Origin of the sequence: Citrobacter sp. CK202 (assembly GCF_030333225.1) — a bacterium.
Classification (GTDB): Bacteria; Pseudomonadota; Gammaproteobacteria; order Enterobacterales; family Enterobacteriaceae; genus Citrobacter_B; species Citrobacter_B koseri.
In genome coordinates, this window is sequence record NZ_JAOWGI010000024.1 from 17,554 (window position 1) to 43,876 (window position 26,323).

Annotated in this window: 23 protein-coding genes; 16 read left to right on the forward strand and 7 right to left on the reverse strand. The window is 49.4% G+C overall.

From position 1 onward, the window contains the following. The first annotated feature begins 13 nt into the window (after window positions 1-13). The 5 genes from OGX84_RS08300 to OGX84_RS08320 all read left to right on the forward strand — a co-directional run bounded on the left by OGX84_RS08300 (window position 14) and on the right by OGX84_RS08320 (window position 7,216). Window positions 14-394 carry a hypothetical protein gene (locus OGX84_RS08300; protein WP_012132713.1) on the forward strand — a complete coding sequence of 127 codons (381 nt, stop codon included), beginning with the start codon at window positions 14-16 and terminating at the stop codon, window positions 392-394. Further along, window positions 391-3,108 carry a host specificity factor TipJ family phage tail protein gene (locus tag OGX84_RS08305; protein WP_286457804.1) on the forward strand — a complete coding sequence of 906 codons (2,718 nt, stop codon included), beginning with the start codon at window positions 391-393 and terminating at the stop codon, window positions 3,106-3,108. Before OGX84_RS08300 ends, OGX84_RS08305 begins: the two co-directional genes overlap by 4 nt. Window positions 3,109-3,150: 42 nt before the next feature. Beyond that, on the forward strand, window positions 3,151-3,672 hold the full coding sequence (locus OGX84_RS08310; RefSeq protein ID WP_112002353.1) for a hypothetical protein: 522 nt from the start codon (window positions 3,151-3,153) through the stop codon (window positions 3,670-3,672). 65 nt (window positions 3,673-3,737) lie between these two features. Beyond that, window positions 3,738-5,783, forward strand: coding sequence for a tail fiber/spike domain-containing protein (locus tag OGX84_RS08315; RefSeq protein WP_112002354.1), 2,046 nt, complete (start codon window positions 3,738-3,740; stop codon window positions 5,781-5,783). A 62-nt stretch (window positions 5,784-5,845) separates the two neighbouring features. After that, window positions 5,846-7,216, forward strand: a complete 1,371-nt coding sequence (locus OGX84_RS08320) for a hypothetical protein (protein WP_112002355.1) — start codon at window positions 5,846-5,848, stop codon at window positions 7,214-7,216. 59 nt (window positions 7,217-7,275) lie between these two features. Here OGX84_RS08320 and OGX84_RS08325 read toward each other — a convergent pair whose 3' ends face one another. Further along, on the reverse strand, window positions 7,276-8,400 hold the full coding sequence (locus OGX84_RS08325; RefSeq protein WP_112002356.1) for an acyltransferase family protein: 1,125 nt from the start codon (window positions 8,398-8,400) through the stop codon (window positions 7,276-7,278). 459 nt (window positions 8,401-8,859) lie between these two features. On the opposite strand from OGX84_RS08325, the gene OGX84_RS08330 reads away from it, so the two are divergent. Together OGX84_RS08330 and OGX84_RS08335 are read left to right on the forward strand one after the other, a co-directional pair. Next, the gene (locus OGX84_RS08330; protein ID WP_012132706.1) at window positions 8,860-9,276 is read left to right on the forward strand and encodes a translesion error-prone DNA polymerase V autoproteolytic subunit; all 417 of its coding nucleotides are present in this window, start codon (window positions 8,860-8,862) and stop codon (window positions 9,274-9,276) included. A 2-nt stretch (window positions 9,277-9,278) separates the two neighbouring features. After that, complete coding sequence (locus tag OGX84_RS08335) at window positions 9,279-10,544, forward strand: Y-family DNA polymerase (protein WP_112002357.1); 1,266 nt, start codon at window positions 9,279-9,281, stop codon at window positions 10,542-10,544. 376 nt (window positions 10,545-10,920) lie between these two features. On the opposite strand, the gene purB is transcribed toward OGX84_RS08335, so the two are convergent. From purB to rluE, 5 genes are read right to left on the reverse strand one after another with little or no spacing between them, the layout of a single operon-like run. Next, a complete protein-coding gene (gene purB, locus OGX84_RS08340; protein ID WP_012132704.1) occupies window positions 10,921-12,291 on the reverse strand; it encodes an adenylosuccinate lyase in 1,371 nt (456 codons plus the stop codon). Window positions 12,292-12,294: 3 nt separating this feature from the next. After that, entirely contained in the window at window positions 12,295-12,936 is a 642-nt protein-coding gene (hflD, locus tag OGX84_RS08345) for a high frequency lysogenization protein HflD (RefSeq protein WP_024130407.1), read from the reverse strand. A 35-nt stretch (window positions 12,937-12,971) separates the two neighbouring features. Further along, window positions 12,972-14,078 carry a tRNA 2-thiouridine(34) synthase MnmA gene (gene mnmA, locus OGX84_RS08350; RefSeq protein WP_286457809.1) on the reverse strand — a complete coding sequence of 369 codons (1,107 nt, stop codon included), beginning with the start codon at window positions 14,076-14,078 and terminating at the stop codon, window positions 12,972-12,974. A gap of 54 nt (window positions 14,079-14,132) precedes the next feature. Continuing rightward, entirely contained in the window at window positions 14,133-14,594 is a 462-nt protein-coding gene (locus tag OGX84_RS08355) for an NUDIX hydrolase (RefSeq protein ID WP_012132701.1), read from the reverse strand. Between the two features lie 9 nt (window positions 14,595-14,603). Then, a complete protein-coding gene (gene rluE / locus OGX84_RS08360; protein ID WP_081353176.1) occupies window positions 14,604-15,257 on the reverse strand; it encodes a 23S rRNA pseudouridine(2457) synthase RluE in 654 nt (217 codons plus the stop codon). Between the two features lie 172 nt (window positions 15,258-15,429). On the opposite strand from rluE, the gene icd reads away from it, so the two are divergent. From icd to OGX84_RS08375, 3 genes are all read left to right on the forward strand, one after another. After that, window positions 15,430-16,680, forward strand: coding sequence for an NADP-dependent isocitrate dehydrogenase (gene icd, locus OGX84_RS08365; protein ID WP_047457457.1), 1,251 nt, complete (start codon window positions 15,430-15,432; stop codon window positions 16,678-16,680). 704 nt (window positions 16,681-17,384) lie between these two features. Beyond that, window positions 17,385-18,344 carry a Kdo(2)-lipid IV(A) acyltransferase gene (locus OGX84_RS08370; protein WP_049011760.1) on the forward strand — a complete coding sequence of 320 codons (960 nt, stop codon included), beginning with the start codon at window positions 17,385-17,387 and terminating at the stop codon, window positions 18,342-18,344. A 123-nt stretch (window positions 18,345-18,467) separates the two neighbouring features. Then, on the forward strand, window positions 18,468-18,599 hold the full coding sequence (locus OGX84_RS08375) for a hypothetical protein (protein WP_012132696.1): 132 nt from the start codon (window positions 18,468-18,470) through the stop codon (window positions 18,597-18,599). A 666-nt stretch (window positions 18,600-19,265) separates the two neighbouring features. Here the strand turns inward: OGX84_RS08375 and uspF are convergent. Next, complete coding sequence (gene uspF, locus OGX84_RS08380) at window positions 19,266-19,694, reverse strand: universal stress protein UspF (RefSeq protein WP_012132695.1); 429 nt, start codon at window positions 19,692-19,694, stop codon at window positions 19,266-19,268. Between the two features lie 531 nt (window positions 19,695-20,225). Between uspF and OGX84_RS08385 the strand changes: the two genes are divergently transcribed. From OGX84_RS08385 to OGX84_RS08410, 6 genes are all read left to right on the forward strand, one after another. Beyond that, window positions 20,226-21,320 (forward strand): NapC/NirT family cytochrome c, encoded by a 1,095-nt coding sequence (locus OGX84_RS08385; protein ID WP_104868749.1) that lies wholly within the window; start codon window positions 20,226-20,228, stop codon window positions 21,318-21,320. Between the two features lie 20 nt (window positions 21,321-21,340). Beyond that, window positions 21,341-23,785, forward strand: coding sequence for a trimethylamine-N-oxide reductase 2 (locus OGX84_RS08390; RefSeq protein ID WP_047457451.1), 2,445 nt, complete (start codon window positions 21,341-21,343; stop codon window positions 23,783-23,785). 136 nt (window positions 23,786-23,921) lie between these two features. Then, window positions 23,922-24,572 carry a metal-binding protein ZinT gene (gene zinT, locus OGX84_RS08395; RefSeq protein ID WP_286457811.1) on the forward strand — a complete coding sequence of 217 codons (651 nt, stop codon included), beginning with the start codon at window positions 23,922-23,924 and terminating at the stop codon, window positions 24,570-24,572. A 209-nt stretch (window positions 24,573-24,781) separates the two neighbouring features. After that, window positions 24,782-25,420 (forward strand): leucine efflux protein LeuE, encoded by a 639-nt coding sequence (leuE, locus tag OGX84_RS08400; RefSeq protein ID WP_012132690.1) that lies wholly within the window; start codon window positions 24,782-24,784, stop codon window positions 25,418-25,420. Between the two features lie 185 nt (window positions 25,421-25,605). Further along, the gene (yeaR, locus tag OGX84_RS08405; RefSeq protein ID WP_024130400.1) at window positions 25,606-25,968 is read left to right on the forward strand and encodes a DUF1971 domain-containing protein YeaR; all 363 of its coding nucleotides are present in this window, start codon (window positions 25,606-25,608) and stop codon (window positions 25,966-25,968) included. A 3-nt stretch (window positions 25,969-25,971) separates the two neighbouring features. Then, on the forward strand, window positions 25,972-26,154 hold the full coding sequence (locus OGX84_RS08410) for a DUF1869 domain-containing protein (protein WP_012132688.1): 183 nt from the start codon (window positions 25,972-25,974) through the stop codon (window positions 26,152-26,154). The last annotated feature ends 169 nt before the right edge of the window (window positions 26,155-26,323 follow it).

Genomic DNA, 26,323 nt, shown 5'->3' on the forward strand with positions numbered 1-26,323 from the left:
ATTCGGAGGCTTAATGTTCAATCAAGATAAATACCTTTCGGTCAGATGGCTGAAGGGCGGTCGCGCTTACCCTGAACTTGACTGTTTCGGCATTGTGAATGAGGTGCGTCGCGATCTGGGGCTTCATGAGTGGCCGGATTTCGCCGGAGTGACGAAAGATAGTGGAGGGCTTAATCGAGAAGCGAGGAAACTGATGCTTTCCCTACAACGCTGCGAGCCATGTGAAGGTGCGGGTGTTGCCTGCTATTCAGGCTCAACTGTTACGCATGTCGGCGTTGTCGTGGTGCTTAATGGCCGTCTGCATGTGGCCGAATGCAACCCTAAATCCAACGTTTCTTTTACGCCGGTGGCGCAGTTTGTTCGCCGCTTCGTTAAAGTGGAGTTCTGGAAGTGACCATCAGAATTTATCCTTCCCGGTTACCCGGCGAGCCGCTGGAAACGCATGAACATGGTGCGGTGACTATTCATCAGTGGATGGCGCGGAATGTTGAAAATTACCGCGCTGACATGAAGCATCCGATCGCCATTGAAGTGGACGGCGTGAATATCCCGGCTGCTGCATGGTTTGATTATGCGATCAGCCCGAAAAGTGATGTGCACATTTATCCGGTCCCTCATGGCGCCGTTGCGCTGGCGTGGATTGCCGTTGCTGTTTCGGTCGCATCTGTTGCTTATGCGCTGTTCTTTGCGCCTGGCGCATCAGATCTCGGTGGTTTCTCTTCGTCGACAGGCGATTCACTGGACGTTAACCCGGCAAAAGCGAACCGTGCAAAGCTGGGTGATCCAATTCGCGAGTTGTTCGGACGCCGCCGAATTTACCCCGATTACGTAGTGCAACCGGTAACCCGCTTCAGCCCGGACGATCCGACAGTGATGACCGTTGAAATGTTCGTTGCTCTGGGATTCGGACAATTTTCATTCGGCGAAGGGGATATGCGCGTCGGCGCCACGCCCGTTTCATCGCTTGGTGATGGTTTCGCATACACCGTTTTTCAGCCGGGCCAGAATGTGGCTGGTGATCGCCGTAGTGAAAACTGGTTTAACTCTACCGAGGTTGGCGGGACGTCATCGGGTGCCGGGCTGGATATGGCCCAGACCGCACCGGATACGGATGATGTGGTAGCGCAGTCACTGACGGTGTCGGGAAGCACAATCACGTTTAACGGATTAAGCGCTGATGATGATACTGCAACAAACGAGCTGCCTGATTCGTGGATTGCTGGCGCAACGGTTGAGCTAATCGTACCCGATCAGTTTGTTGTTACCAATGATGGCGCATACAGCAGCATTACCAGTGACAATCTGGCGGAAATAGCCCCTTACGTCGGAATGCCGGTAACGCTCTGGTACAACAGCGTCGACTACAGTCTGTTTATCGCTTCGTATACGCCGCATGCAGACGCGACAGAGGAAGAAGAGGAAGTCACCGCGTCGATAACGCTGGCTTATGAGAGTGAAACCGGCGCGCCTTTTACGGGTATTCCTGAGGGGTATATCAGGCTTTCCGTTTCTCACGCTGGGTATCAGTACAAAATTTTCGATGTGGACGGCACCAGTGTAACTCTTCAACGCTTGATTGATGGTGTTGTCGATAACACATGGCCGGGTTTCGTGGCGCACACCGTGCTTGATTTTGAGGCATCTGGCGTTAACCAGAATGACTCCTGGATGGGACCATTTCTGGCATGCCCGGATAATGAAACCATAGACATGTTTGAAGTGAATTTCTTCTTCCCGAATGGAATTTGCGGGTACGACAAAAAAGGGAGAAAACAAAACAGAACGGTTCGCTGGGAAGTTCAGTACCGTGTCTATGGCTCTGGTTCTGGCTGGATGAGCAAAACCGGTTCGTATAACACAAAAAATATTAATGGCCTTGGTTTCACTGAGCGCATCACGCTGAGTTCTCCCGGACTTGTTGAAGTGCGGTGCCGACGCACTAACGAACAGGGGCAGGATAACAGTCGCGATAATATGTACTGGCAATCATTGCGTGGCCGCCTACTGACCAGACCGTCATCGTATGCTGGCGTAACAACGATGGGGGTCACGGTGGAAACCGGTGGCAAGCTGGCAGCGCAGTCCGATCGCCGGGTGAACGTGGTAGCTACAAGGATTTACGACACTGGCGCGGCGCGCAGCATCTCCGGCGCGCTGTACCACGTTGGTAACTCGCTTGGGCTGGACATGGACACCGACGCCATTAATGCGCTGGAAAGTACCTACTGGACGCCTGACAATGAGTTTTTCGACTTCGAGACGACCGAAAGCACATCTGCGCTGGAGGTTTTGCAGAAGATCGCCAACGCCGGGAAAAGCTATTTTCTGCTTGCAGACGGGCTTGCCTCGGTTGCGCGCGAAGGCGTTAAGCCCTGGTCGGGGGTTATCAGTCCGCATGAGATGACCGAAGACCTGCAAACCGCGTTCGTGGCTCCGTCTGACGACGACTATGACGGCGTGGACGTTACGTATATCAACGGCACCACCTGGGCGGAGGAAACGGTACAGTGCCGGATACCGGGAAATCCAACGCCCGTAAAAATCGAAGACTACACGCTTGACGGTGTGCTCGACCGTGACCGGGCATATCAGATCGGCATGCGGCGGCTGATGAAGTACCTACAGCAACGGCTGACACATACGACCTCAACAGAACTGGACGCACTTTGCTATAACGTCGGCGATCGTATCGTGCTGACCGACGACATACCGGGCAGCCAGACAGTCAGCGCGCTGATTGAAGAGATGGATACCACTGATAACAAGACAACGTTTACGGTGACGGAGCCTCTTGACTGGTCTTTCGAGAACCCTCGCGTGCTGATACGTTACCAGGATGGCACCGCTTCTGGCCTGATGACGGCAACGAGAATGGGGGATTATCAGGTGCTGGTTCCTGAACAAGCAGAGTTCAGCTCTATCATTCTCAATGATCCGTCTATCGAACCGCCGCGCCTGATTTTCTGCGATTCTTCACGCACAGGTTATGACGCTATCGTCTCAGAGATAGCACCACAATCAGACGGCACATGCCAGATAACTGCGAAGCAGTATAAACCCAACTTCTACGATTACGACAATGCCACTTATCCCGGCAATGTAGGATGATCGTGATGTAGTGTAATATCGACCGTGGATGCGGGAGGGGATATGGCGGTTCAGTTAAAGGATGTTGTGTTACACGAGGTTGGTCATTGGATCTCATGGAAATTACAAGGTGGTGTTGTCGGCCCTATAGAGATAATTAATTATTCTCTTTCAGGGCCGAAAGGGTCGACCACTATAATACATGACTGGAAAATTCATGATGTCAATGACGTAATAACATTCACCAAATCCAGAATAATTACATTGTGGTCTGGTGTGTATGCACAGGCATTTGATGGCATTGCATATAATGTAGCCACCGTGAGAAAGGAGTTTAATGCAGGTGGAGGAGGGCGTCTTGACTGGTTAAAAGCGCATGAATACTTGCTGCTGTTGAAAAATCTTTACGGCAATAGTATCAGTTTTGAATCGCTGCACCATCAAGTGGATCAGGAAACCGCAACACTGATAGCTGATAATTATTCAGTAGTAAAGAAATTATCAGATGCACTTTGTCTATCTGTTGAGGAAGAAGATAAAAAATATACTTTCCAAGAAAATGAACTCTTGTCTTTCATCAAATAATCACCCCGCTAGATAACATTCAGAACCCGCGAATAATCGCGGGTTTTCTATTTTATGAGGCCAGTATGACCACCTATAACACCAAAGAACCTCTTGGTTCTGCATCCGCCAAGGTTCTTTATGATAACGCCCAGAACTTTGATCACCTCTCAAATGACCGGGTCAATGAAACGTGGGATGACCGTTTTGGTAAGCCCAGACTTACATGGCACGGAATGGAGCAGCGTTATAAAACAGCGCTCGCGAACCTCGGCTTAAATCCTGTCGGGACATTTCAGGGCGGGGCGGTTATTAATTCCGCCGGTGACATCATTCAGGATGAGACAACAGGTGCATGGTATCGCTGGGATGATCTCACGACCCTGCCGAAAACCGTTCCATCTGGTTCTACTCCAGATTCATCCGGCGGTACAGGTGTCGGAAAATGGCTGGCCGTAGATGTCAGCGATGTCCTGCGCCGCGAGCTGGCGCTGCCAACCGGTGCAGAGCAGGTGGGCTATGGTTATGTGACAGTTGCCGAGCGGCTGTCTTATGTTGTCTACATTACTAACGCTGATCCAACCGGCAGCACCAGTGCAGTAGCCGCAATACAGGCTGCTATTGATGCCAATAAAGGGAAGAAGCTTGTTCTGCCTGCTGGCGACTATCTGATCGACGACACGATTTTCATTCCGCGAAACACGCAACTGTGTGGAGTGGCACCAATTCAAACGATGTATCACGACATGGTGCATAACAATGCGATTGTAGATCTCATCGCTGATGATGGTTATACGAAACTGCATTTAAAAGGAGATCCAGATAAACGAATCCTGACTGATGTTGTGCATGGTGTTGATGACCCGGCATACAGCATGGGGATTGTTTTCGCTGAGTCTGGTGCCGGGTTAGAAAACATTGCAGTTATTGGCTGGCGTAAACGTACAGATGGGACTTATGAGCCGCCATCACTGACGGCTCCGAATGACGAGGGGGCAGTCCCGTGTTTTGACATTCCGGTATTCAACGCATCAGTAATGAGCGTGAGAATGCACAACACTATGATCGCTGGTTATATCCCTGAAAATAGCGCTTGCTATTGGATTGATTCAACTCGCGGCGAGCAACGTAATGGCAACGGGAATGACTTTAACGTTGATGACCGCATTAAGTCGGTAGGAGCCAATGACTCACGCCAAATTGATTGCTGTTTCTGGTGGTTCCATCCCAATACCCCGTCGACAGAACATGATGCTAATTTTTATGGCATGAAAATTCAGGGGCATGATGACGATATTCGAAACCTGACTCGTTATCCCAGCGCAAGCGCAGCAAACAATGCGGCTGCTCTTAACTGGATTTGGGGTGGTCCAGGAACAAGCGATCACAAATTCCGGGGGAGTGTAATTAAGGGGGTTTATCTTGATTGCACTCTAATATCTTATGTGGGGGATGATCGGTTAAATTTTTACTCATCAAACCCAGGGATTGGAGGGGTTAACGGTTATCCTGGTGGGTGGCAGAACACAACAGGAGCAGGTGGGAAAATAAGCTTTCTTGATTGTGTCATCCGGCAGGGTGATATTTATCTTAAGCGTGTAGCAAATGTCTGGTTTGCTAACACGTACGGCGAGGCTGGTTATTTCTATATGACTAATTTAACAGGTTGGGTTACTCAATCTGATGGTTTTCTGGGGCATGCTGGTGTTGATATTACCATTGACAATCCCGATGGCTCGTCTCCTGCTGCATATAATCGCCTTAACTCTCCCCTGTATAAAGTTGTTAACTGCGGTAATAGCGACAGATTTGGGCTGTTTCATACCGGGCTTGCAAGCTCTTATGTAAGACCACATAAACCTGGTTTCGTTGATCTTGGTTATGATGATAATGGAAGCAACAGATATCGCTGGAATAGGGTGTTCACGATAAGTGCTATAGCGGAAACCATTAGCTCAAGCAACGATAGAAATAATATAGGTTTGTTAAAACCCCCACGCCTGCCAAGCTACACTACCTCCAATTTGCCTACGCTTGGCGCGAGTGATTACGGTTGTTTAATATTTAATACCACAACTAACCTTGTTGCAGTATGGACATCGGCAGGATGGCGAAGCCTTCAGGTGGTGTGATACATTGACGTTATCTGGATGCGGTAACTCCCGCATCCTTTTAACGTATAGTGAGATTTGTAATGAATATCAGGAAGATACTTTGTTTTTCAGTAATAATTCTGATTGTTTTGTGTGCATCTTTATTTTATGTGTTTCAGAAGCATAAGCGTACAAATATGCTAGTTATTGGCTATGGACAAAGTTTAATGACCGGGATGGAAGGGTGGCCTGCATTAACGACTCACAGTGAAGTTGATAATGCATTTATGATTGGTGATTCGGTCAGGCCAGACTCAAGGAGATCACAACATTACAAACCCGTTGGTAATTACGTTAGACCATTAACTTCAACTGTTCAGCAAGTGAATGATTCATCTAAGCTGGTCAGCCCAGAGTATGTTAGTAAACTAAAGCGAGGGGCTATCAACGAGGGTGAAGATCCTATAGTTGGTGCAGTTACGGCGTTTTCTGGTTTTAGAATTAGTTTTTTTGAATCTCTCTTTGGTATGAATGCCGGGGTTTCAGGTTCCGATATACTACAGATTTCAAAAGGAAGTGGTTATTACAAAAGGTTTACCGATGCTGTTAAAATATTTAACGCTGTTTCTATTAGCGAAAAAAGAGAACCTGTTGTCTCTTCTATAGTATTTATGCAGGGTGAAATGAATTACATGCCCACATACAAAAATGCACCGCAAGATTATGATAGATATTTATTCGCTTTAAAAAAACTGCACAAAAATATGTTGAGCGATGCGGTATCAATTACGAAACAGAAAGATAAACCATTATTTTTCATGTATCAAACAGGTGGTAGCTTTTCTAGGGATACAAACGATTTATCTGTTGGCATGGCTCAACTTGATTTTTCCAATAAAAATGATGGGGTCTATATGGTTGGCCCGACATACCAATACCCAGATAAAGGTGGACATCTGGGACCAAATGGTTATCGATGGTTTGGTGTACAGATAGCAAAGGTTATGCATCAGGTTATCGACAAGGGGGTAAACTGGAAGCCATTACAACCACTATCCGTTTCATTATCTAATGATAAGGTGGTTGTAAGGTATGGTGTTCCTTATCCACCATTAAAATTCACGGAAGCATACGTGAAGTATGATCCTGTGATGTATGATGATAAGGGTTTTACATTGTACGATAGCAACGGTCGTGTTGATATTTCATCCGTAGAAATCACCGCACAAGATGAAATAACAATTACTCCAGTTCATAAGATTACTGGTCCTGCAAAATTATTTTATGCCGACAAAACATACCATAACGGGAATGGAAACGTTTCAGACAGTGACAATACCGTATCTCCATATAAATACGAATATAAGGGGGGGAGCGGGCAATACCCTGAATCGAATATCAAAGAATTAGTGGGGAAACCGTATCCATTGAATAACTTTAGTGTTGCATTTTGTTTGGCTGTTGCTATGTGAGGTTTTAATAAATAGATGAGATAAAAGGGGCGCGTTTGCCCCTTTTATCTGATATCTAATTAGTTTAGTAATTTCCTTGCTATTTTTATTGATGGCTTCTCGATTTTTTTATACATTATAAACGATATCAATACGCTAACAGATAAAAAGACAAATAGGGAAAAGACACCGTATTGATTGTTCCAAACTTGAGGGAAATAAGTTTGGGTGAGTTTTATGATGGCCCAGTGAACCAAGTATAGAGAGTAAGATATATCACCAATAAATGAAAGTGGTTTTATTTCGAATGGTATCATGTCCTCAGCCATCAGGGCAGCAGTCACAAGTGCCATGCTGGGCCAGAACAACCCCACCATGCCCTGCGGCATCCATCCTGAGTAAAATGTGAAATACAGAAAGATGACAATGAGAATGGTGCAGCAACATGCGCGAACTATTTTATTTATTTTTACAATATTTTTCCTGTAATTTATGAACAAAAATGCCAAGAAAATACCACCAACAAATTCCCATAGCATTGTAGTAGACATCACTTTTACAACTGGGGCTAACAAAAAATCCGCATTAAACTCAGCCTTTGCATTGGATGAGAACATAAATGAGCCATTAAAGCATAGTTGTAATAAAATCGGTAACAGCAAGAGAATTAAAGAGGAGAGTAACCCCCTATATTTGAAACTCACATATCCAGCGAAGCAGAAAATTACATAAAAATATATCTCATATGTCAAAGTCCATGCCGGTCCTATCAGGTTGAATTTGAATGCGGGTGCGTTAGCATTATAATCAACATGGATAAGAAATAGTGATTTTATTACATTTATGAATTTTGCATCTGCATAATATATACAGGAAACAAGTAACCAAATTATAAAGAAAGTTGGGTAAATTCTTAAAAATCTCTTTATGGCAAATGTTTTTGGTGCTAATTCTGATTTGTTTGATGTGATGTAATAAATGATAAAGCCACTCATGATAAAGAATACATCGACACCAACAGAGCCATTTACCATAAAAGATTTCCACTCTGGACCAATAAGGGTTGTTGAGTGAAATAAAACTACAAGCATGGCGGCAATACCACGCAAATACTGTATTGATAATATTTTGTTTGAAGTGGTTTTGTCCGTAGAAACGGTAATCACATCTTCGGCAGACAACGCATGTGAACTAGCTTGAGTCATTCTATAGCCTATAGAAACATTACATTCATTTTTTTTGTGATGCTATATTAACATTGTTTGTGAATTTATGAAGTAGCCAGGTGTGATCATCAGTGATAAGTCACACTTGATTAATATGATTGTTCAATAATTCATCACTATTGATGCTTGTCCAATGAGTTTTGGGATAAACTTGCCGCTGTGCATAGTATAGATCTTAGTAAGTTATTCTTGAGGTCTACAAAAAAGGACATAGTAGTCGTCATGTAATTTAAGTTATCGAACACAGAGCTTGTGTGGGGCTCGGGCGCGGCCAGTTGGCGATCGTTCGACAGAGAGCACCAGTCGCCGATGATGTTCCACAAAACTAAATTTCACCTCACGCCAGTTACTTACCGTGTTGTACTTCTAAGAGACTTGAACGCTGCCATTGATACAATAATACTGTATATATAATCAGTATCAATTAAGGTGATTATCATGCAGTTTTTCACGCCTACAGATCTACGCCATGTGGCGCTCCCAATGTTTAGTGACCTTGTGCAATGCGGGTTTCCTTCCCCTGCTCAGGACTATGTTGAGTCGCGTATAGACCTTAACGAATTGCTGGTGAGGCACCCAAGCGCGACGTATTTCGTGAAGGCCACAGGAGATTCTATGCGTGATGCCGGAATCGGCGAAGGCGATTTGTTGGTAGTCGACAGTTCACGAAAAGCAGGGCATGGGGACATTGTCATTGCAGCGGTCGACGGTGAGTTCACAGTTAAGCGCCTGTTGCTGCATCCTGCTGTCATGCTCAAGCCTGAAAACTCTGTGTATAAACCAATCATGATTGGGAGTGAAGACAATCTGGAGGTTTTCGGCGTCGTAACTTACATCGTGAAGTCTGCTGGCTGAGTATGTTTGCACTCGTAGACGTGAACAGCTTCTATGCGAGTTGTGAAACGGTGTTCAGGCCAGACCTAAAAGGAAGGCCGGTTGTCGTTCTCTCTAACAATGATGGCTGTGTTATTGCCCGTTCAGCAGCAGCGAAGTCCTTTGTTAAAATGGGGGAGCCCTATTTCAAACAAAAAGAGACTTTTCGCCGTCACGGCATCGTCGCGTTCTCCAGTAACTATGAGCTTTACGCTGATATGTCGAATCGCGTAATGACAACGCTGGAAGAAATTAGTCCCCGCGTCGAAATTTACAGCATAGACGAGGCATTTTGTGACATGACTGGCGTGCGAAACTGCCGTGATCTTACTGAATTTGGCCGGGAGATCCGCACTACAGTATTACAGCGTACACATCTCACCGTCGGTGTCGGTATTGCGCAGACAAAAACCCTCGCGAAACTGGCTAACTATGCGGCAAAGAAGTGGCAACGACAGACTGGTGGTGTTGTTGATTTATCGAACGTGAGCCGGCAGCGTAAACTGTTAGCTGCGCTGCCAGTTGGCGAGGTGTGGGGTATAGGGCGACGCATCTCTAAAAAGCTGGAGGGGATGGGCATCGAAACTGCTCTTGACCTGGCTGACACAGATATCCGGTTTATCAAGAAGCATTTCAATGTTGTGCTCGAAAGAACGGTACGCGAGCTGCGTGGTGAGCCGTGTCTGGAACTGGAAGAGTTTGCACCAGTAAAGCAGGAAATCGTCTGCTCACGCTCCTTCAGTGGTCGTATCACTGATTACGAAGAGATGCGTCAGGCGATTTTCAGTTACGCCAGCCGGGCGGCGGAGAAGCTGCGCGGCGAGCATCAATATTGCCGGTTTATCTCCGCGTTCGTGAAGACAAGCCCGTTTGCACTGAACGAACCGTATTACGGCAACAGCGCCTCTGTGAAGCTTCTGACCCCGACGCAGGACAGCCGGGACATTATCGGCGCGGCCACGCGATGCCTGGATGCTGTCTGGAAAGATGGACGCCGTTACCAGAAGGCAGGCGTTATGCTCGGCGACTTCTTCAGCCAGGGGGTGGCACAACTCAACCTTTTTGATGATAACGCGCCGCGGCGCAATAGCGACAAACTGATGAAGGTGCTGGATCATCTCAACACCAAAGACGGCGTAGGTACGCTCTACTTCGCCGGACAGGGCATACAACAGCAGTGGCAGATGAAGCGGGAGATGCTCTCACCGCGATACACCACTCGATATGAAGACCTTTTGCGTGTGAAGTGAAAAAAGTGTCTGTCGTGAATTGTATCTGCCCGGCATAGCCCATCAATGTGTCTAATCTTTATTGGTTTTCGGTATGGATTTTGGGGGCGGATTTGGGGGCAAATAGTTGGTTAGGGGTAATTTTAGGGGCGATAAAATACCTGATATTGTCTGCTATTGTCCGATAACTACATTCCCCAACTTCTTGATATTGTTATAAATGCATGTTTCTTAAACTGTTTATTTTTTTCATTCGCAGTCTAACGCTGATTATGTTGCGGCGGGGATAAACATTTCGTAAACCGGGGGGAGAGTTATGCCGGATGAGTCTCCGGCATTGGGGGCGCTGAATATCGGCCGGATAAGATGCGTTAGCATCGCTATCCGGCAGGGGGGATTACTTCAGCTCGTCAACCATAGTGATGGCGCGACCAATATAGTTGGCCGGGGTCATCGCCTTCAGGCGCGTTTTCTCTTCTTCCGGCAGGGCCAGACTGTCGATAAACTGCTTCATGCCTTCGGCGTCAACACGTTTGCCGCGCGTTAACTCTTTCAGCTTCTCGTACGGTTTCTCAATGCCGTAGCGGCGCATTACGGTCTGGATCGGCTCTGCCAGCACTTCCCAGTTGTGATCCAGTTCATCCAGCAGACGATCGCGGTTCACTTCCAGTTTGCTTACGCCTTTCAGGGTGGACTGATACGCGATCAACGCATAGCCAATACCGACGCCCAGGTTACGCAGCACGGTGGAGTCCGTCAGGTCGCGCTGCCAGCGGGAAACCGGCAGTTTGCTTGCCAGGTGTTGCAGTACGGCGTTAGCCAGGCCCAGGTTGCCTTCGGAGTTTTCGAAGTCAATCGGGTTAACCTTGTGCGGCATGGTGGAAGAACCAATTTCACCCGCGATGGTTCTCTGTTTGAAGTGGTTGAGCGCGATATAACCCCAGACGTCGCGATCGAAGTCAATCAGGATGGTGTTAAAGCGCGCGACGCAGTCAAACAGCTCTGCGATGTAGTCATGCGGTTCAATCTGTGTGGTGTACGGGTTCCACTGGATACCCAGCGACGTCACAAACTCTTCGCTGAAATGGTGCCAATCCACTTCCGGGTAAGCGGCAATGTGGGCGTTATAGTTACCGACCGCGCCGTTGATTTTACCAAGGATTTCCACCTGGTTTAACTGGCGGAACTGGCGTTCCATGCGGTAAGCCACGTTAGCCATCTCTTTCCCCATCGTGGACGGCGTAGCCGGTTGACCGTGGGTACGGGAGAGCAGGGGAATGTCGCGATACTGAACGGACAGATCTTTGACCGCGTCGATCAGCTGACGCCAGTACGGCAGGATCACTTCGTCGCGCGCGGTTTTCAGCATCAGCGCATGAGACAGGTTGTTGATGTCTTCAGAAGTACAGGCGAAGTGGATGAACTCAGAAACCGCATGCAGTTCCGGGATATCCGCCACTTTTTCTTTCAGGAAATACTCAACTGCCTTCACGTCGTGGTTCGTCGTGCGCTCAATGGTTTTGATACGTGCGGCATCTTCTTCATTGAAGTTCGCGACAATCGTATCCAGGAAACCGTTTGCGTCGGCAGCAAAAGCAGGAACTTCCTTGATCGCTGCGTGCGCGGCCAGTTTTTGCAGCCAGCGTACTTCAACCTGTACACGGAATTTCAGCAAACCGTATTCGCTGAAAATCCCGCGCAGCGCGCTGACTTTATCGCCGTAGCGTCCATCGACAGGGGAAACGGCGGTCAGTGAGGATAATTCCATAGATCACAACTCCGGGGTTAAATGAGCAAGAATTTGTTTTGCCTGAGTGGTCAGGCGATTACGAGAAAACATTAATTGCAGGCGGCCACCGCCGACCTGGTGCCAGAGCACTGCGGCACGGATACCGGCCAGAAGCGAGGCGCGAACTTTTGCCTGCACCTGCGGGCTTTGCAGCACGGCGGGTGAGCCCGTCACCTGAATGCGTGGCCCCAGCGGGCTGATGACATCGACATAAATACCGGCCATCGCGCTCATCAGCGTTTCTGATTGCAGGTCAAAATGGTCAAGCTGACGCTGTAAGCCGTTAATGCGCTCGCCCAGCATGTCCAGCGCGCCTTTGGCGGCTGACAGTTTGCGCTCCAGCACCATCAGGCTCAGCGTATAGCGCGTCAGCTCTGCGTTCAGCCCCTGGCGGCTACTGGCATTCAGGACGCCGAGCAGGGTTTCCAGACCGAGGCGAAGGTTCGCTTCGCTGCCGCCGAATACGCCCAGCGTAGAGCTGGGGTTCATATCGATAACGCTGTTCAGTGAAACGTGTAGCGCATCGGCATCACAGTGCCCCTGGTGCGCCAGCTGTTGCACCAGGCGTGCTGACTGGCAAATGCCTGCCAGTGCGAGGGTGATGTCATAATAATTCTTTGCCACGATCACTGCTTCCTTGTATCAGTTATAGAGAATAATTATACCGGCAGGGGCAGGCGCTGCTCGATAATACCGCCGCCGAGGCACACTTCTCCGTTATAAAAGACAGCCGACTGACCCGGCGTTACTGCGGCTACCGGCTCATCAAAAATCACTTCAATGCGTTCGTCATCCAGCGCTTTCACGGTGCACGGAATGTCGGTCTGGCGGTAGCGGGTTTTCACCGTGCAGCGCAGGGTGCCGCTAAACGGTTCGCGATCGACCCAGTGAAGCTGTTGGGCAATCAGGCCGACGGACATCAGACGTGGATGCTCATGACCCTGAGCGACAACCAGAATGTTATTCTCGACATCTTTATCGACCACGTACCACGGATCTTCGGTGCCTTCTTTGGTGCCGCCGATACCCAGACCTTTACGTTGGCCCAGCGTGTGGTACATCAGCCCCTGGTGCTGACCGATTTTGTCGCCGTCTACGGTGATGATTTTTCCTGGCTGCGCCGGGAGATAGCGACCGAGGAACTCGCGGAATTTACGTTCGCCGATAAAGCAGATGCCGGTAGAGTCTTTTTTCTTCGCGGTGATCAGACCGAGGTCTTCGGCAATTTTGCGTACCTGCGGTTTTTCCAGTTCACCGACCGGGAACAGGCTTTGGGCGATCTGCTCATGGCCGAGTGTGTAAAGGAAGTAGCTCTGATCTTTGTTACCGTCGAGCCCGCGCAGCAGGCGGCTTTTGCCGTCCACATCCGCGCGACGGACGTAGTGACCGGTGGCGATATAATCAGCGCCCAGATCTTCAGCGGCAAATTCGAGGAAGGCTTTAAATTTGATCTCTTTATTACACAGAATATCCGGGTTCGGCGTGCGGCCCGCTTTGTACTCTTCCAGGAAGAGTTCAAAAACGTTGTCCCAGTATTCTGCGGCAAAGTTTACGGTATGCAGTTCAATGCCAAGTTTGTCGCAAACGGCCTGCGCATCAGCCAGGTCGGCTGCCGCTGTGCAATATTCCTCACCGTCGTCCTCTTCCCAGTTCTTCATGAACAGGCCTTCTACCTGGTAGCCCTGTTGTTGCAACAGCCAGGCGGAAACGGAGGAGTCGACACCGCCGGACATGCCGACGATCACTTTTTTTGGGCTTTCTGACATTGGAATACTCACGACATTGAACTTCAAGGCGGCGTATTCTATCACGCAGCCCTTTTACTTGACACCCTCTGTAAACGGCCAGTTAAATTCGCCGATGATCGCCAGCGGATAACGTTGCCCGTTCTGCCAGCAACGAATGCTCTCGGCAACCAGCGGCGAACGCAGGTTGGGGGCGTTGAGGATCGCGTCGGCGCTGACCCAGCGACAGCAGTCAATGTCGTTGTCGTGAGGTTCAGTGGCGCACATCCTGGTAAGTTCAATGGAAAAGAGGAAACGCAGGAACGGCGTGTTGTCCGGCGCGATCCATTGATGCAGACGAATAAAGTGCTGGGGTTGCGCGGTAATCCCTGTCTCTTCCCAGAGTTCGCGCGCGGCGGCTTCCACCAGCGTTTCGTCGGCTTCCAGATGTCCGGCTGGCTGATTCCAGAGCGCTTTGCCGTTAATGGTCTCTTCCACCACGAGGAATTGACCTTCTGCATGGACGATGCAGGCGACGGTGACGTGCGGTTTGAACATGGTTTTTCCTTAATCGGTAGCGTCTCGCCATTCGCCGTTGGCAAGATTATCCAGCGTGTAGTTGCCCATTGCGTAGCGGATCAGTCGCAGCGTAGGGTAGCCGACGTGCGCCGTCATACGCCGTACCTGACGGTTACGGCCTTCATATAAGGTCACTTTGAGCCAGCGGGTGGGAATACTTTTTCGTTCGCGAATCGGCGGCGTTCTCGGCCACAGCCATTCGGGTTCCTCCACTACCTCAATGCCCGCAGGCAGAGTGGGGCCATCATTGAGCGTCACGCCATTGCGCAGGGCTTCCAGCGCTTCTGCGGTGGGTTCGCCTTCAACCTGAACGTAATAAATCTTACCGGTACGTTTGCCGGGCTGCGTCAGACGAGCCTGCAATGCGCCATCGTTGGTGAGCACCAGAAGACCTTCGCTGTCCCTGTCCAGACGACCTGCTGCATAGACGCCTTGGACAGGAATATAGTCTTTTAATGTGCTGCGCCCGGCCTCATCCGTAAATTGCGGCAAAACATCGTAAGGTTTATTGAACAAAACCACGCGTTTTGGCTGGTTTTCTTTCCGCCGCTTAGTGACTTGTCGTGAGCTGAATCGCTCAACCCGGTGATTTCTAAAAGAAGTTTTTTGCATGGTATTTTCAGGGCTTATCAATTGCCGCATTATAGCCTAATAACGAGTGTCTTTCATGGCAGCAAACAATAGGGTAGTATTGACACGCTCATTACAAATCATTAACAAAAAAGTTGCTCTAATGCATCCGTGTCGCAGGACGCAAACGCACATGCAGCGTGATGACAGACGAGCAAACCAGAAGCGCTCGAAGGAGAGGTGAATGGAAAGCAAAGTAGTTGTTCCGGCGGAAGGTAAGAAGATCACCCTGCAAAACGGCAAACTCAACGTTCCTGAAAATCCGATTATCCCGTTCATTGAAGGCGACGGTATCGGTGTTGATGTAACCCCAGCCATGCTCAAAGTGGTCGATGCCGCTGTCGAGAAAGCCTATAAAGGCGAGCGTAAAATCTCCTGGATGGAAATTTACACCGGTGAAAAATCCACTCAGGTTTATGGCCAGGATGTCTGGCTGCCTGCTGAAACCCTGGATCTGATTCGTGATTACCGCGTGGCCATCAAAGGCCCTCTGACTACCCCGGTCGGCGGCGGTATTCGTTCCCTGAACGTGGCGCTGCGTCAGGAACTCGACCTGTACGTGTGTCTGCGTCCGGTTCGTTACTATCAGGGCACCCCAAGCCCGGTTAAACACCCTGAACTGACCGACATGGTCATCTTCCGCGAAAACGCTGAAGATATTTATGCAGGTATCGAATGGAAAGCCGACTCTGCGGATGCCGAGAAAGTGATCAAATTCCTGCGCGAAGAGATGGGCGTGAAGAAAATTCGCTTCCCTGAACACTGTGGTATCGGTATTAAGCCGTGTTCCGAAGAAGGAACCAAACGTCTGGTGCGTGCGGCGATTGAATATGCCATCGCTAACGACCGTGATTCTGTGACCCTGGTTCACAAAGGCAACATCATGAAGTTCACCGAAGGCGCGTTTAAAGACTGGGGCTACCAGTTAGCGCGTGATGAATTCGGCGGTGAGCTGATCGACGGCGGCCCGTGGGTCAAAATCAAGAACCCGAACACCGGCAAAGAGATCGTGATTAAAGACGTGATCGCCGATGCGTTCCTGCAACAGATCCTGCTGCGTCCGGCTGAGTACGACGTGATTGCCTGTATGAACCTGAACGGCGACTACATCTCTGACGCCCTGGCGGCGCAGGTTGGCGGTATCGGTATCGCGCCGGGCGCGAACATCGGTGACGAGTGCGCGCTGTTCGAAGCGACTCACGGTACTGCGCCGAAGTACGCGGGCCAGGATAAAGTTAACCCGGGCTCCATCATTCTGTCTGCTGAGATGATGCTGCGCCACATGCAGTGGTTCGAAGCCGCAGATCTGATCGTCAAAGGGATGGAAGGCGCGATTGCCGCGAAGACCGTCACTTACGATTTCGAACGTCTGATGGAAGGCGCTAAGCTGCTGAAATGTTCAGAGTTTGGCGACGCGATCATCGCAAATATGTAATCCAGTTTCTGGGTTAAACAAGAACGGGAGCCTGAGGGTTCCCGTTTTTTATTATTAGCATTCGAACTTGTTTTTTGAATGTCGAATTCGCAGAGGACTAAGACGATACTTCGCAAGTCTCCAGACGGGGAAGATGTGCATCTGCCAGTGACTCAGACGATTAGCCCATCAGCGGATGTGGCTACGGAGCATTGTGCAAAACGGGCATAAACAACCTGGAACGGGTGAAGCGTCACAGGTTCCCAAAAATGTTGTTTGCGGCTCAGTACCATGCTGACTGTAAAAACTTCCCAGAATCTTACTTTCGAGTGTGCGAACGTTATCAGGAGCCGTACCGGGTACTACGTTGGGCGGTGATTTGAATGCCAGGCAACTGAACGACGAGGCTGCCAGTGATATGGCGAATATGTTTCTGACTTTCATCTGATGATTACCCTTCTCACTAAAAGTTATGTAATAACATAACCTCAATTGTGCTTAATGAATAGACCTGAAATTGTCCGATCGGTCATGTGGCGGCGAAAAGGTAAATGACGTTTTTACGACCTCGCGGTGAGCAGGGGATAAGTCGCAAAAAATGACAAAACGACTTTTTCGTCTTTTTATAGACTTTTTGTGCTAACCGGGGCTTTAGTTTTCCCCTCTTTGTAATAGTCAGATAGCTAACACCGCAGTTATCAGTAAATCGGAACGTATTTTACTCAATGACGAGACTCCCAACATTTTCATTCGCTTTTTTTCATCCTCGCTACTGGCTGCTATGGCTGGGTATTTTCTTCTTACGATGTGCTGTTTTGCTGCCTTATCCCATTCTGCTCAGGCTTGGCGCTTGTCTGGGGAGAGTGGCCATGCGCGCATTGCCTCGCAGGGTAACAATAGCCCGTCGCAACCTGGAACTTTGCTTTAAGGCGCTACCTGCGAAGGAGCGTGAAAAATTACTGATTAAAAATTTTGAGTCGGTAGGCATGGGGGTACTTGAAACCGGTATCGCCTGGTTCTGGTCAGACAGGCGTTTACGCAAATGGTTTACGGTTACGGGTTATGAACATATGGAAAGTGCGCGAGCTGAAAATAAAGGCGTGCTTCTCATCGGTATGCACTTTCTTACTCTTGAACTTGGGGCGCGCATATTTGGGATGCTCAATCCGGGCATTGGCGTATACAGGCCGAACAATAACGCGCTGTATGACTGGTTGCAGACGCGGGGACGTCTTCGCTCAAATAAAACCATGCTCGATCGCTATGATTTAAAAGGCATGATACGAGTGCTCAAACAAGGTGAGATTGTCTGGTATGCACCTGATCATGACTATGGCGCTCGTAACAGCGTGTTTGTTCCTTTTTTTGATGTTCCCGATGCGGCGACTACCGCCGGCAGTTACATGCTTGTCAGAAGCGCCCGCCCGGCGGTTGTTCCTTTTGTTCCCCGACGCCGAGCGGATGGAAGAGGGTACGAGCTGATCATCCTCCCGGATATCGGCCATGAACTGTATGACGAGGGCAAGGAAACCGTTGCGACCAGAATGAATCGGGCGATTGAACGCGCAATCAACCTGGCTCCTGAACAATATATGTGGCTACACCGTCGCTTTAAGACCCGACCAGCAGGCAAGCCGGCCCTGTATGGGAAGAAGGAAAACGCGATTGAGAGTAACGGCGAATAGCTCGCTTCCTGGTTTCAAACCGCCTCCGGGCGGTTACTGGTCAATAATGCCGTCATAAACCTGTCATGTGTTCGTGCTATTGGGAATTTAGTCATTCATTTTCTGCGGTCAGGGGAGGTGAAAATGGGCACGGAACATGAACGCATTCGGTCAGTATTAACGGGGCTGCTTATCGCGCTGCTGATGCTGCTTGTCATGGCCGGGTGGCCTTATCTTGTGCGTATGATCTCCGGTTATATCGCCGGGTATCTGTAAATATGCACCTGAGGATAAACAAGAACGGGAACCTGTCAGTTCCCGTTTTTTTATGTCAGTAGAATGGCGTGTTGTGAGAGTGACGACTCTGCACCTGCAATCACCAGCCAGGCAGCGTACCCCCGACACTCCACTCTTCGGAGCCAAAATCGGGTTTCTCGCCTCGGATCACACGGTTTCTTTCTTCTTTTGTCGGTTTATGGGTGGCGGCGCGGCTGGGAAGTTTCCCGGGAGTTTTTACGCAGCCGAATCCCTGACAAATTGGGCTGGCGGAAGAGGGCGCGGGTTGTACTTCTGAGTCGACACAAGCCGTCAACAATACGATTGAAATCGTGCCGGCAACTCTCTTTATGTTCATAAATATCCTTTTAATGTTTAACGACTCACATGCCCTTTTCCCTGAGAGCATGAATACTCTGGCAAAAAAAGCCCGCAACAGAGTGCGGGCAAAATCATACTGGAAGCAATGTGAGCAATGTCGTGCTTTCAATACCTGTATTAGGCGCTAAGGTATTTACAGCAAGAGAATGATAACCATTATCATTTAATGATTCAACCATTCGTTTTATAAGGCTGTTTTTATCGGGAGTCATTCATCAGAAAACAGGTGTGATACAAGAACGGGAGCCTGTTGGCTCCCGTTTTCGCCAGGGTTAGCGAGCGGTATTAGCGTACAACCAGAACAGGGCAGTTTGCATGGCGAACAACGGCCGCAGCAGTTGAACCCAGCAGATAGGTGCTGAAACCCGGTTGATGCGACGCAATGATAATCAGGTCGGCTTCTACCGCATCCGCCAGTTTGAGGATCTGATCTTTGGGCGGGCCGTAGACAACATGGGACTGGCTCCTGCCCTCGGGGATATTGAATTGTTTAACAATTTCCTCCAGTTTGACGGCGGCCTTTGACTGAAGACCGCTTCTATCCGGGAACTCGCTGGAGTAGGCCAGACCCAGTGAGGCATAGAACGGGACAGAAGGTATTACGGCCAAAAAATGCACCTTTGCGGTTTTAGCATGCGCCTCAACCTGCGGGATGATCTGACGGGTCAAGCTGGCTTCTGAGATATCAATCGGCACCAGAATAGAACGATACATATTCACCACCTCCTGTTTGTTTTATCTCCACCTTAAGTGTACTGGACTTATCGGTTGTATAAGAAGTAATCAGATCAAAGTTATGTGAACGAGTCCGCAAGTCGTAAGAATGTAGACACAAAACGTCCACCAGAAGGTGTTACTGACATGATGGCTGTCAGGAGAATGATTTTTACCGTGAATATCGTTATGAAGCAGTAATGGGTTCCGTTTTACTTTATTTCATTGTATATTTATTTATATAACGACGGGATATTTTCTCTCTCTTGAATCGCCATCTTAATTATTTGAAACTTTCTCCTGATATTTAATTTAATAATGGTTTAAATATCTATATAATACAGTGTAACTTTCTGTGTTTTAACGATTTTATACTCATATATTCCGTTGTTGTGTAATCTGCGATCCCCTTCAAATTTACTTGCATGCTAATTCTTATTCACATCCACGCTTGATGGATATCAATAATTAACCTGCTCGGTCTAATTATTGTCTACCTCTAAAGGGGTAGTTGTCTGACGGGAATGAGGAATGAGAAAAATAAATAAAACCATTTTATGGACGATGCTGCTTTGCATCGTTCTTGGCGCAGTAATTGTTTTAGCGGGGCAATGGACGTTACATAAAACATCGAGCACTGAATTTTGTCTGTCTTGCCATACGATGCAGGCGCCTTATGAGGAGTATACGGGCTCGGTTCACTTCCAGAATCAGAAGGGGATTCGTGCGGAATGCGCGGATTGCCATATCCCGGAAGGCGGGGTGGATTACCTGGTAGCCAAGCTCCTTGCCTCGAAAGATGTCTATCATCAGTTCATCACCAAAAAAATCGACACGCCAGAGAAGTTTGAAGAGCATCGTCTGGAGATGGCGCAAACCGTTTGGGCGCAGTTGAAAGCCAGCGACTCCGCAACCTGTCGTAGCTGTCATAGCATGGATGCGATGGATCTTGACGCGCAAAGCGCTGATGCCCGCAAAATGCACCAAATGGGCATTCAGGAAAAACAAACCTGTATTGATTGCCACAAAGGCGTCGCCCACTTCCCACCCGAAATAACAATGGACGACAGCGCCCTCAAAGCGCTTGAGGCCCAGTCTGCATCTACCCCCGCATCTGCAAAAACGCTCTATGCCGTAAGCAATACCGCACTTGGCGATCTGGCAACGGTCTATCCGGCCACGCAAATGCATGTCCTGAAATCGACGGAAACGTCACGGCTGGTGGAGATCCGCGGGAGCCAGATGCAGGGGAGCGAGCAGGTTATTTACTACGCGGCAGGCCAGCGGTTGATCCTTGCCAGTCTGAGTGAGAAAGGGCAGCAATCACTCAACATTCTCTCTGACTGGAAAAAAGATGATTACGGTAACGCGTGGCGGGATGTGGCGCTACAGGGCGAGTGGAGCGGCTCTGCGCTCGCCAGCCGCGAACCGATGTGGGACTACGCGCGCAAACTCGACAATGTGTACTGCGCAGGCTGCCATGCGCCGATTCCTGCGAAGCATTTTACCCTCAATGCCTGGCCCTCTGTGGCGAAAGGGATGGGGGCTCGTACCAACATCAGTGAAAACGAACTGGATATCCTGAGCCGTTACTTCCAGTACAACGCGAAAGATATGCATGAATAGTGATAATACCAGGAGAAATCATGAAACTCACAAGACGTGACTTTATCAAGACGGCTGGAGCGGCAACCGGGACTATGGCGATTTCTTCGGTGATCCCAATGCCTGCCTGGGCCGAAAACCAAAATGGCGGCGCCATCCTGACGGCCGCACGTTGGGGGGCCGTATATGTGGAGGTTAAAGACGGCAAGGTTGTCTCTTCAAAAGGCGCATTACCTAAAACCATACCGAACTCATTGCAGCAAACCGCGCCGGATCAGGTACATACCAACGTCCGTGTAAAATACCCAATGGTGCGTAAAAGCTATCTGGAAAATCCAGGTAAAGCGGACGGTAAACGGGGAAGTGATCCCTTTGTGCGGGTGAGCTGGGAACAGGCGCTGAAACTCATTCATGAGCAGCATAGCCGTATTCGTAGCAGCTATGGCCCGTCCTCCATTTTTGCGGGTTCCTATGGCTGGCGCTCCAGCGGCGTCTTGCATAAAGCGCAAACGTTGCTGCAACGCTATATGAGTATGGCCGGGGGATATGCAGGCCATACCGGGGATTATTCCACCGGGGCGGCGCAGGTTATCATGCCATATGTTGTGGGATCGGTTGAGGTATATGAACAACAGACGACATGGCCGATGGTGCTTGAGCACAGCCAGGTGGTGGTGCTGTGGGGGATGAACCCGCTCAACACGTTAAAAATTGCCTGGAGCAGTACGGATGAGCAGGGGCTTGAGTATTTTAATCTGCTGAAGAAATCGGGAAAAACCGTTATCGCGATCGACCCAATGCGCTCAGAAACCATTGAGTTTTTTGGCGACAATGCAACGTGGATCGCCCCGCATATGGGAACTGACGTGGCGATGATGCTGGGGATTGCGCATACGCTGGTGAAAAAAGAGCGTCACGATAAAGCGTTCCTGGAAAAATACACCACCGGTTATCCGCAGTTTGAAGAGTATCTGCTCGGCAAGAGCGACAACGTTGAGAAAACCGCTGAATGGGCATCCGGCGTCTGTGGCGTACCCGCAGAACAGATTGAGAAACTGGCGGAAATTTTCGCCAGCAACCAAACCATGCTGATGGCGGGCTGGGGGATTCAACGTCAGCAATACGGTGAGCAAAAACACTGGATGCTGGTGACGCTGGCCGCGATGCTGGGGCAAATTGGGACGGAAGGCGGCGGTTTCGGTTTCTCCTATCACTATTCCAACGGCGGGAACCCGACGCGTACCGGTGGTGTACTGCCTGCGATATCGGCGCAAATTGAGGGGGGATCGTCGGCAGGGAACGACTGGGCGGTATCGGATGCGGTGGTGAATCTGCCTGTGGCGCGAATTGTGGAGGCGCTGGAAAACCCGGGAGGAAAATATCAGCATAATGGTAAAGAGCAGACCTTCCCGGATATCAAAATGATCTGGTGGGCAGGCGGCGCGAACTTTACCCATCATCAGGATACCAACCGCTTAATCAAAGCGTGGCAGAAGCCCGAGCTGGTGGTGATTTCCGAGTGCTACTGGACGGCGGCGGCGAAACATGCCGATATTGTTCTCCCGATCACCACATCGTTTGAACGTAACGATCTCACGATGACCGGAGACTACAGCAACCAGCATCTGGTGCCTATGAAGCAGGTGATTGAGCCGCAGTTTGAGGCCCGTAATGACTTTGACGTCTTTGCTGATTTAGCTGAGATGCTCAAACCCGGCGGCAAAGCGGTCTATACCGAGGGTAAAGATGAGATGGCATGGCTGAAGCAATTCTACGACGCCGCGCAAAAGGCGGCTCGCGCTCAACGTGTGGCAATGCCTCAGTTCAATGCGTTCTGGCAGCAGAATAAGCTGATTGAAATGCGCGAGAACGAAAAGAACAACAAATATGTGCGTTATGCCGATTTCCGCCATGATCCGGTCATGAATGCGCTCGGTACGCCAAGCGGTAAGATCGAGATCTATTCAAAAACCATTGAAGGTTATCACTACAAAGACTGTCCGCCTCATGCTTCATGGATTGAACCGGATGAGTGGAAAGGGTCTGCGGATAAGGATCAGTTACAGTTGCTGACCGCCCATCCGGCGCACCGTCTGCACAGTCAGTTGAACTATGCGTCGTTGCGAAAAGAGTATGCCATTGCCGATCGCGAGCCGGTGACGATTCATCCAGATGATGCGAAGGCAAGAGGCATTGCTGAGGGCGACCTGGTACGCGTATGGAATGGTCGTGGTCAGGTTCTGGTCGGGGCGCACGTCAGCGACGGGATCAAGCCGGGGATCATCTGTATCCATGAAGGCGCCTGGCCTGATATCGAGAATGGCATCTGCAAAAACGGCGGCGCCAACGTGCTGACGGCGGACATCCCGACGTCAAGGCTGGCGAACGGCTGCGCGGGGAATACGACCCTGGTATACGCAGAGAAATTTACCGGCGAAGCCCCAACGCTCACGGTATTTGATGAGCCAGAGATTGTCACTCTGTAACGCCGGGGACTGTTAGTTTGTCGGAATAAGCGGGAGCCTGTGTGCTCCCGTTTTTTATGCTTCTCATTCAGAGTTGAATTAATGGTGATGTTATATTATAACATTTAATCTTTGCGCACTGATTGAGGGTGATATTTTGGCGATTCATTTTGAAAAATTAGCAGTAGCTCTGGGAATGCTTCTGGTTAGCGGACACGCGCTTGCGCATGGGCACCATTCACATGGCGCACCGCTAACGGAGATGGAGCAAAAGGCGGCAGAAGGCGTTTTTGACGATAAAAACGTGAAGGACAGGGTGCTAACGGACTGGGACGGTATGTGGCAGTCTGTTTATCCGTATCTGGTAAGCGGGGAGCTTGATCCGGTATTTAAAAAGAAAGCGGAGAAAGATAGCAGCAAAACGGCCGAGGAGATTAAGGCCTATTACCGTAAAGGCTACGCCACCAATGTGGATACTATCGGCATTGAAAATGGCGTCATGGAATTTCACACCGGTAATCAGGTTGAGTCCTGCCAATACGATTATGCCGGACACAAGATCCTGACCTATGCATCCGGTAAAAAAGGCGTTCGCTATCTGTTTGAGTGTAAAGATGCGAAGAGCAACGCGCCTAAATATGTGCAGTTCAGCGATCATATTATCGCGCCGCGTAAGTCGAGCCATTTCCATATCTTTATGGGGAACACCTCCCAGCAGGCATTGCTTGAAGAAATGGATAACTGGCCAACCTATTATCCGTACCAGCTGAAGGCCGAAGAGGTCGTCGACGAGATGTTGCACCACTAAGATGTTGTCATTATGGCGGGTCCGGCAGGACCCGCCATCGTGTTATGACGGTGTCCCAAAAGAGCGATATCTGTCATAAGTAAGGCGCTTTTGCCGATAAATATCATGATATAACGCAACGCTATGATTTCCCTTCCCATCATTCAGTTCATTCGTTAGCATATTGTTTCGCAGTAAAGCGTATCTGTTTTTTTCAGGAAGAGGTTAACGTGTTCGCAGAGTATGGAGTTCTGAACTACTGGACGTATCTGGTTGGGGCCATTTTTATCGTGCTGGTGCCGGGGCCTAATACGATATTTGTGCTGAAAAACAGCGTCGGGCGAGGGATGAAAGGCGGGTATCTCGCCGCCAGCGGCGTGTTCATTGGCGATGCGGTGCTGATGTTTCTGGCGTACGCGGGCGTCGCAACATTAATAAAAACAACGCCGGTGCTGTTTAATATCGTTCGTTATCTCGGCGCTTTTTATCTGCTGTATCTTGGTGCGAAGATCCTTTACGCCACGCTCAAATCGAAAGGGAGCGAAGTGGCGCATGATGAGGTTCCGTTTGGCGCAATCTTTAAACGTGCCTTAATTCTGAGCCTGACCAATCCCAAAGCCATCCTTTTTTACGTTTCGTTTTTCGTCCAGTTTATTGACGTCAATGCGCCGCACGCGGGGCTGTCATTTTTTATCCTGGCGACAACGCTTGAAGTGGTGAGCTTTTTCTATCTGAGCTTCCTGATTATTTCGGGCGCTTTTGTAACGCAGTACATTCGCACGAAAAAGAAACTGGCGAAGGTGGGGAATTCCCTTATCGGTTTGATTTTCGTTGGTTTTGCCGCACGTCTGGCGACGCTTCAGTCATAACGCCATCAGGCCCGTGCACTCTGTGGGCCTTCCGTTTTTACTTTTTGTTTAAAGATGATGCTCACCGCCACGCGCGACGGAAAAAATAACCAATAAATGGTATTTAAAACACATCTTATGAGGCGTACCCTTTTTACAGCAGCGATTCAGTAAGATCGCTGGTTGTTACTGGAAGAGGGAATAAAATGCTTCAAATTCCACAAAATCATATCCATACACGCTCCACTCCGTTCTGGAATAAAGACACCGCGCCAGCCGGAATTTTCGAACGCCACCTTGATAAAGGAACCCGACCAGGGGTTTATCCTCGCCTGTCGGTTATGCAGGGGGCGGTCAAATATCTCGGATACGCAGATGAACACAGCCCTGAACCGGAAAAAGTGATGATCATTGAAGCCGGTCAGTTCGGCGTTTTTCCCCCGGAAAAATGGCACAACATCGAAGTGATGAGCGACGATACCTACTTTAACATCGACTTTTTTGTTGCACCGGAAGTGCTGATGGAAAGCGCCAGCCAACGAAAAGTCATTCATACCGGGAAGGAGTAAATCATGGGCAAAGCGACCTATACCGTTACCGTAACCAATAACAGCAACGGTGTTTCAGTTGATTATGAAACTGAAGCGCCGATGACACTGCTGGTCCCGGACGTTGCGGCAGAAGTGGTGAAAGATCTGGTGAACACCGTGCGCTCATACGACACCGAAAACGAGCACGACGTTTGCGGCTGGTGATCCCGTTCGGGAAGCCTGCGACCGCGATTTTTTAACCGTTACGCTAAACCGCACAGCGCTATCACGACGCTGGGCGGTTTTTTTTTCGCCTGATATCAGCATGTACCTGACAACTGAAATTAATTGAAAAGAAATATTAAGGAAACCTTAAGAACATCGCATTGTTTGT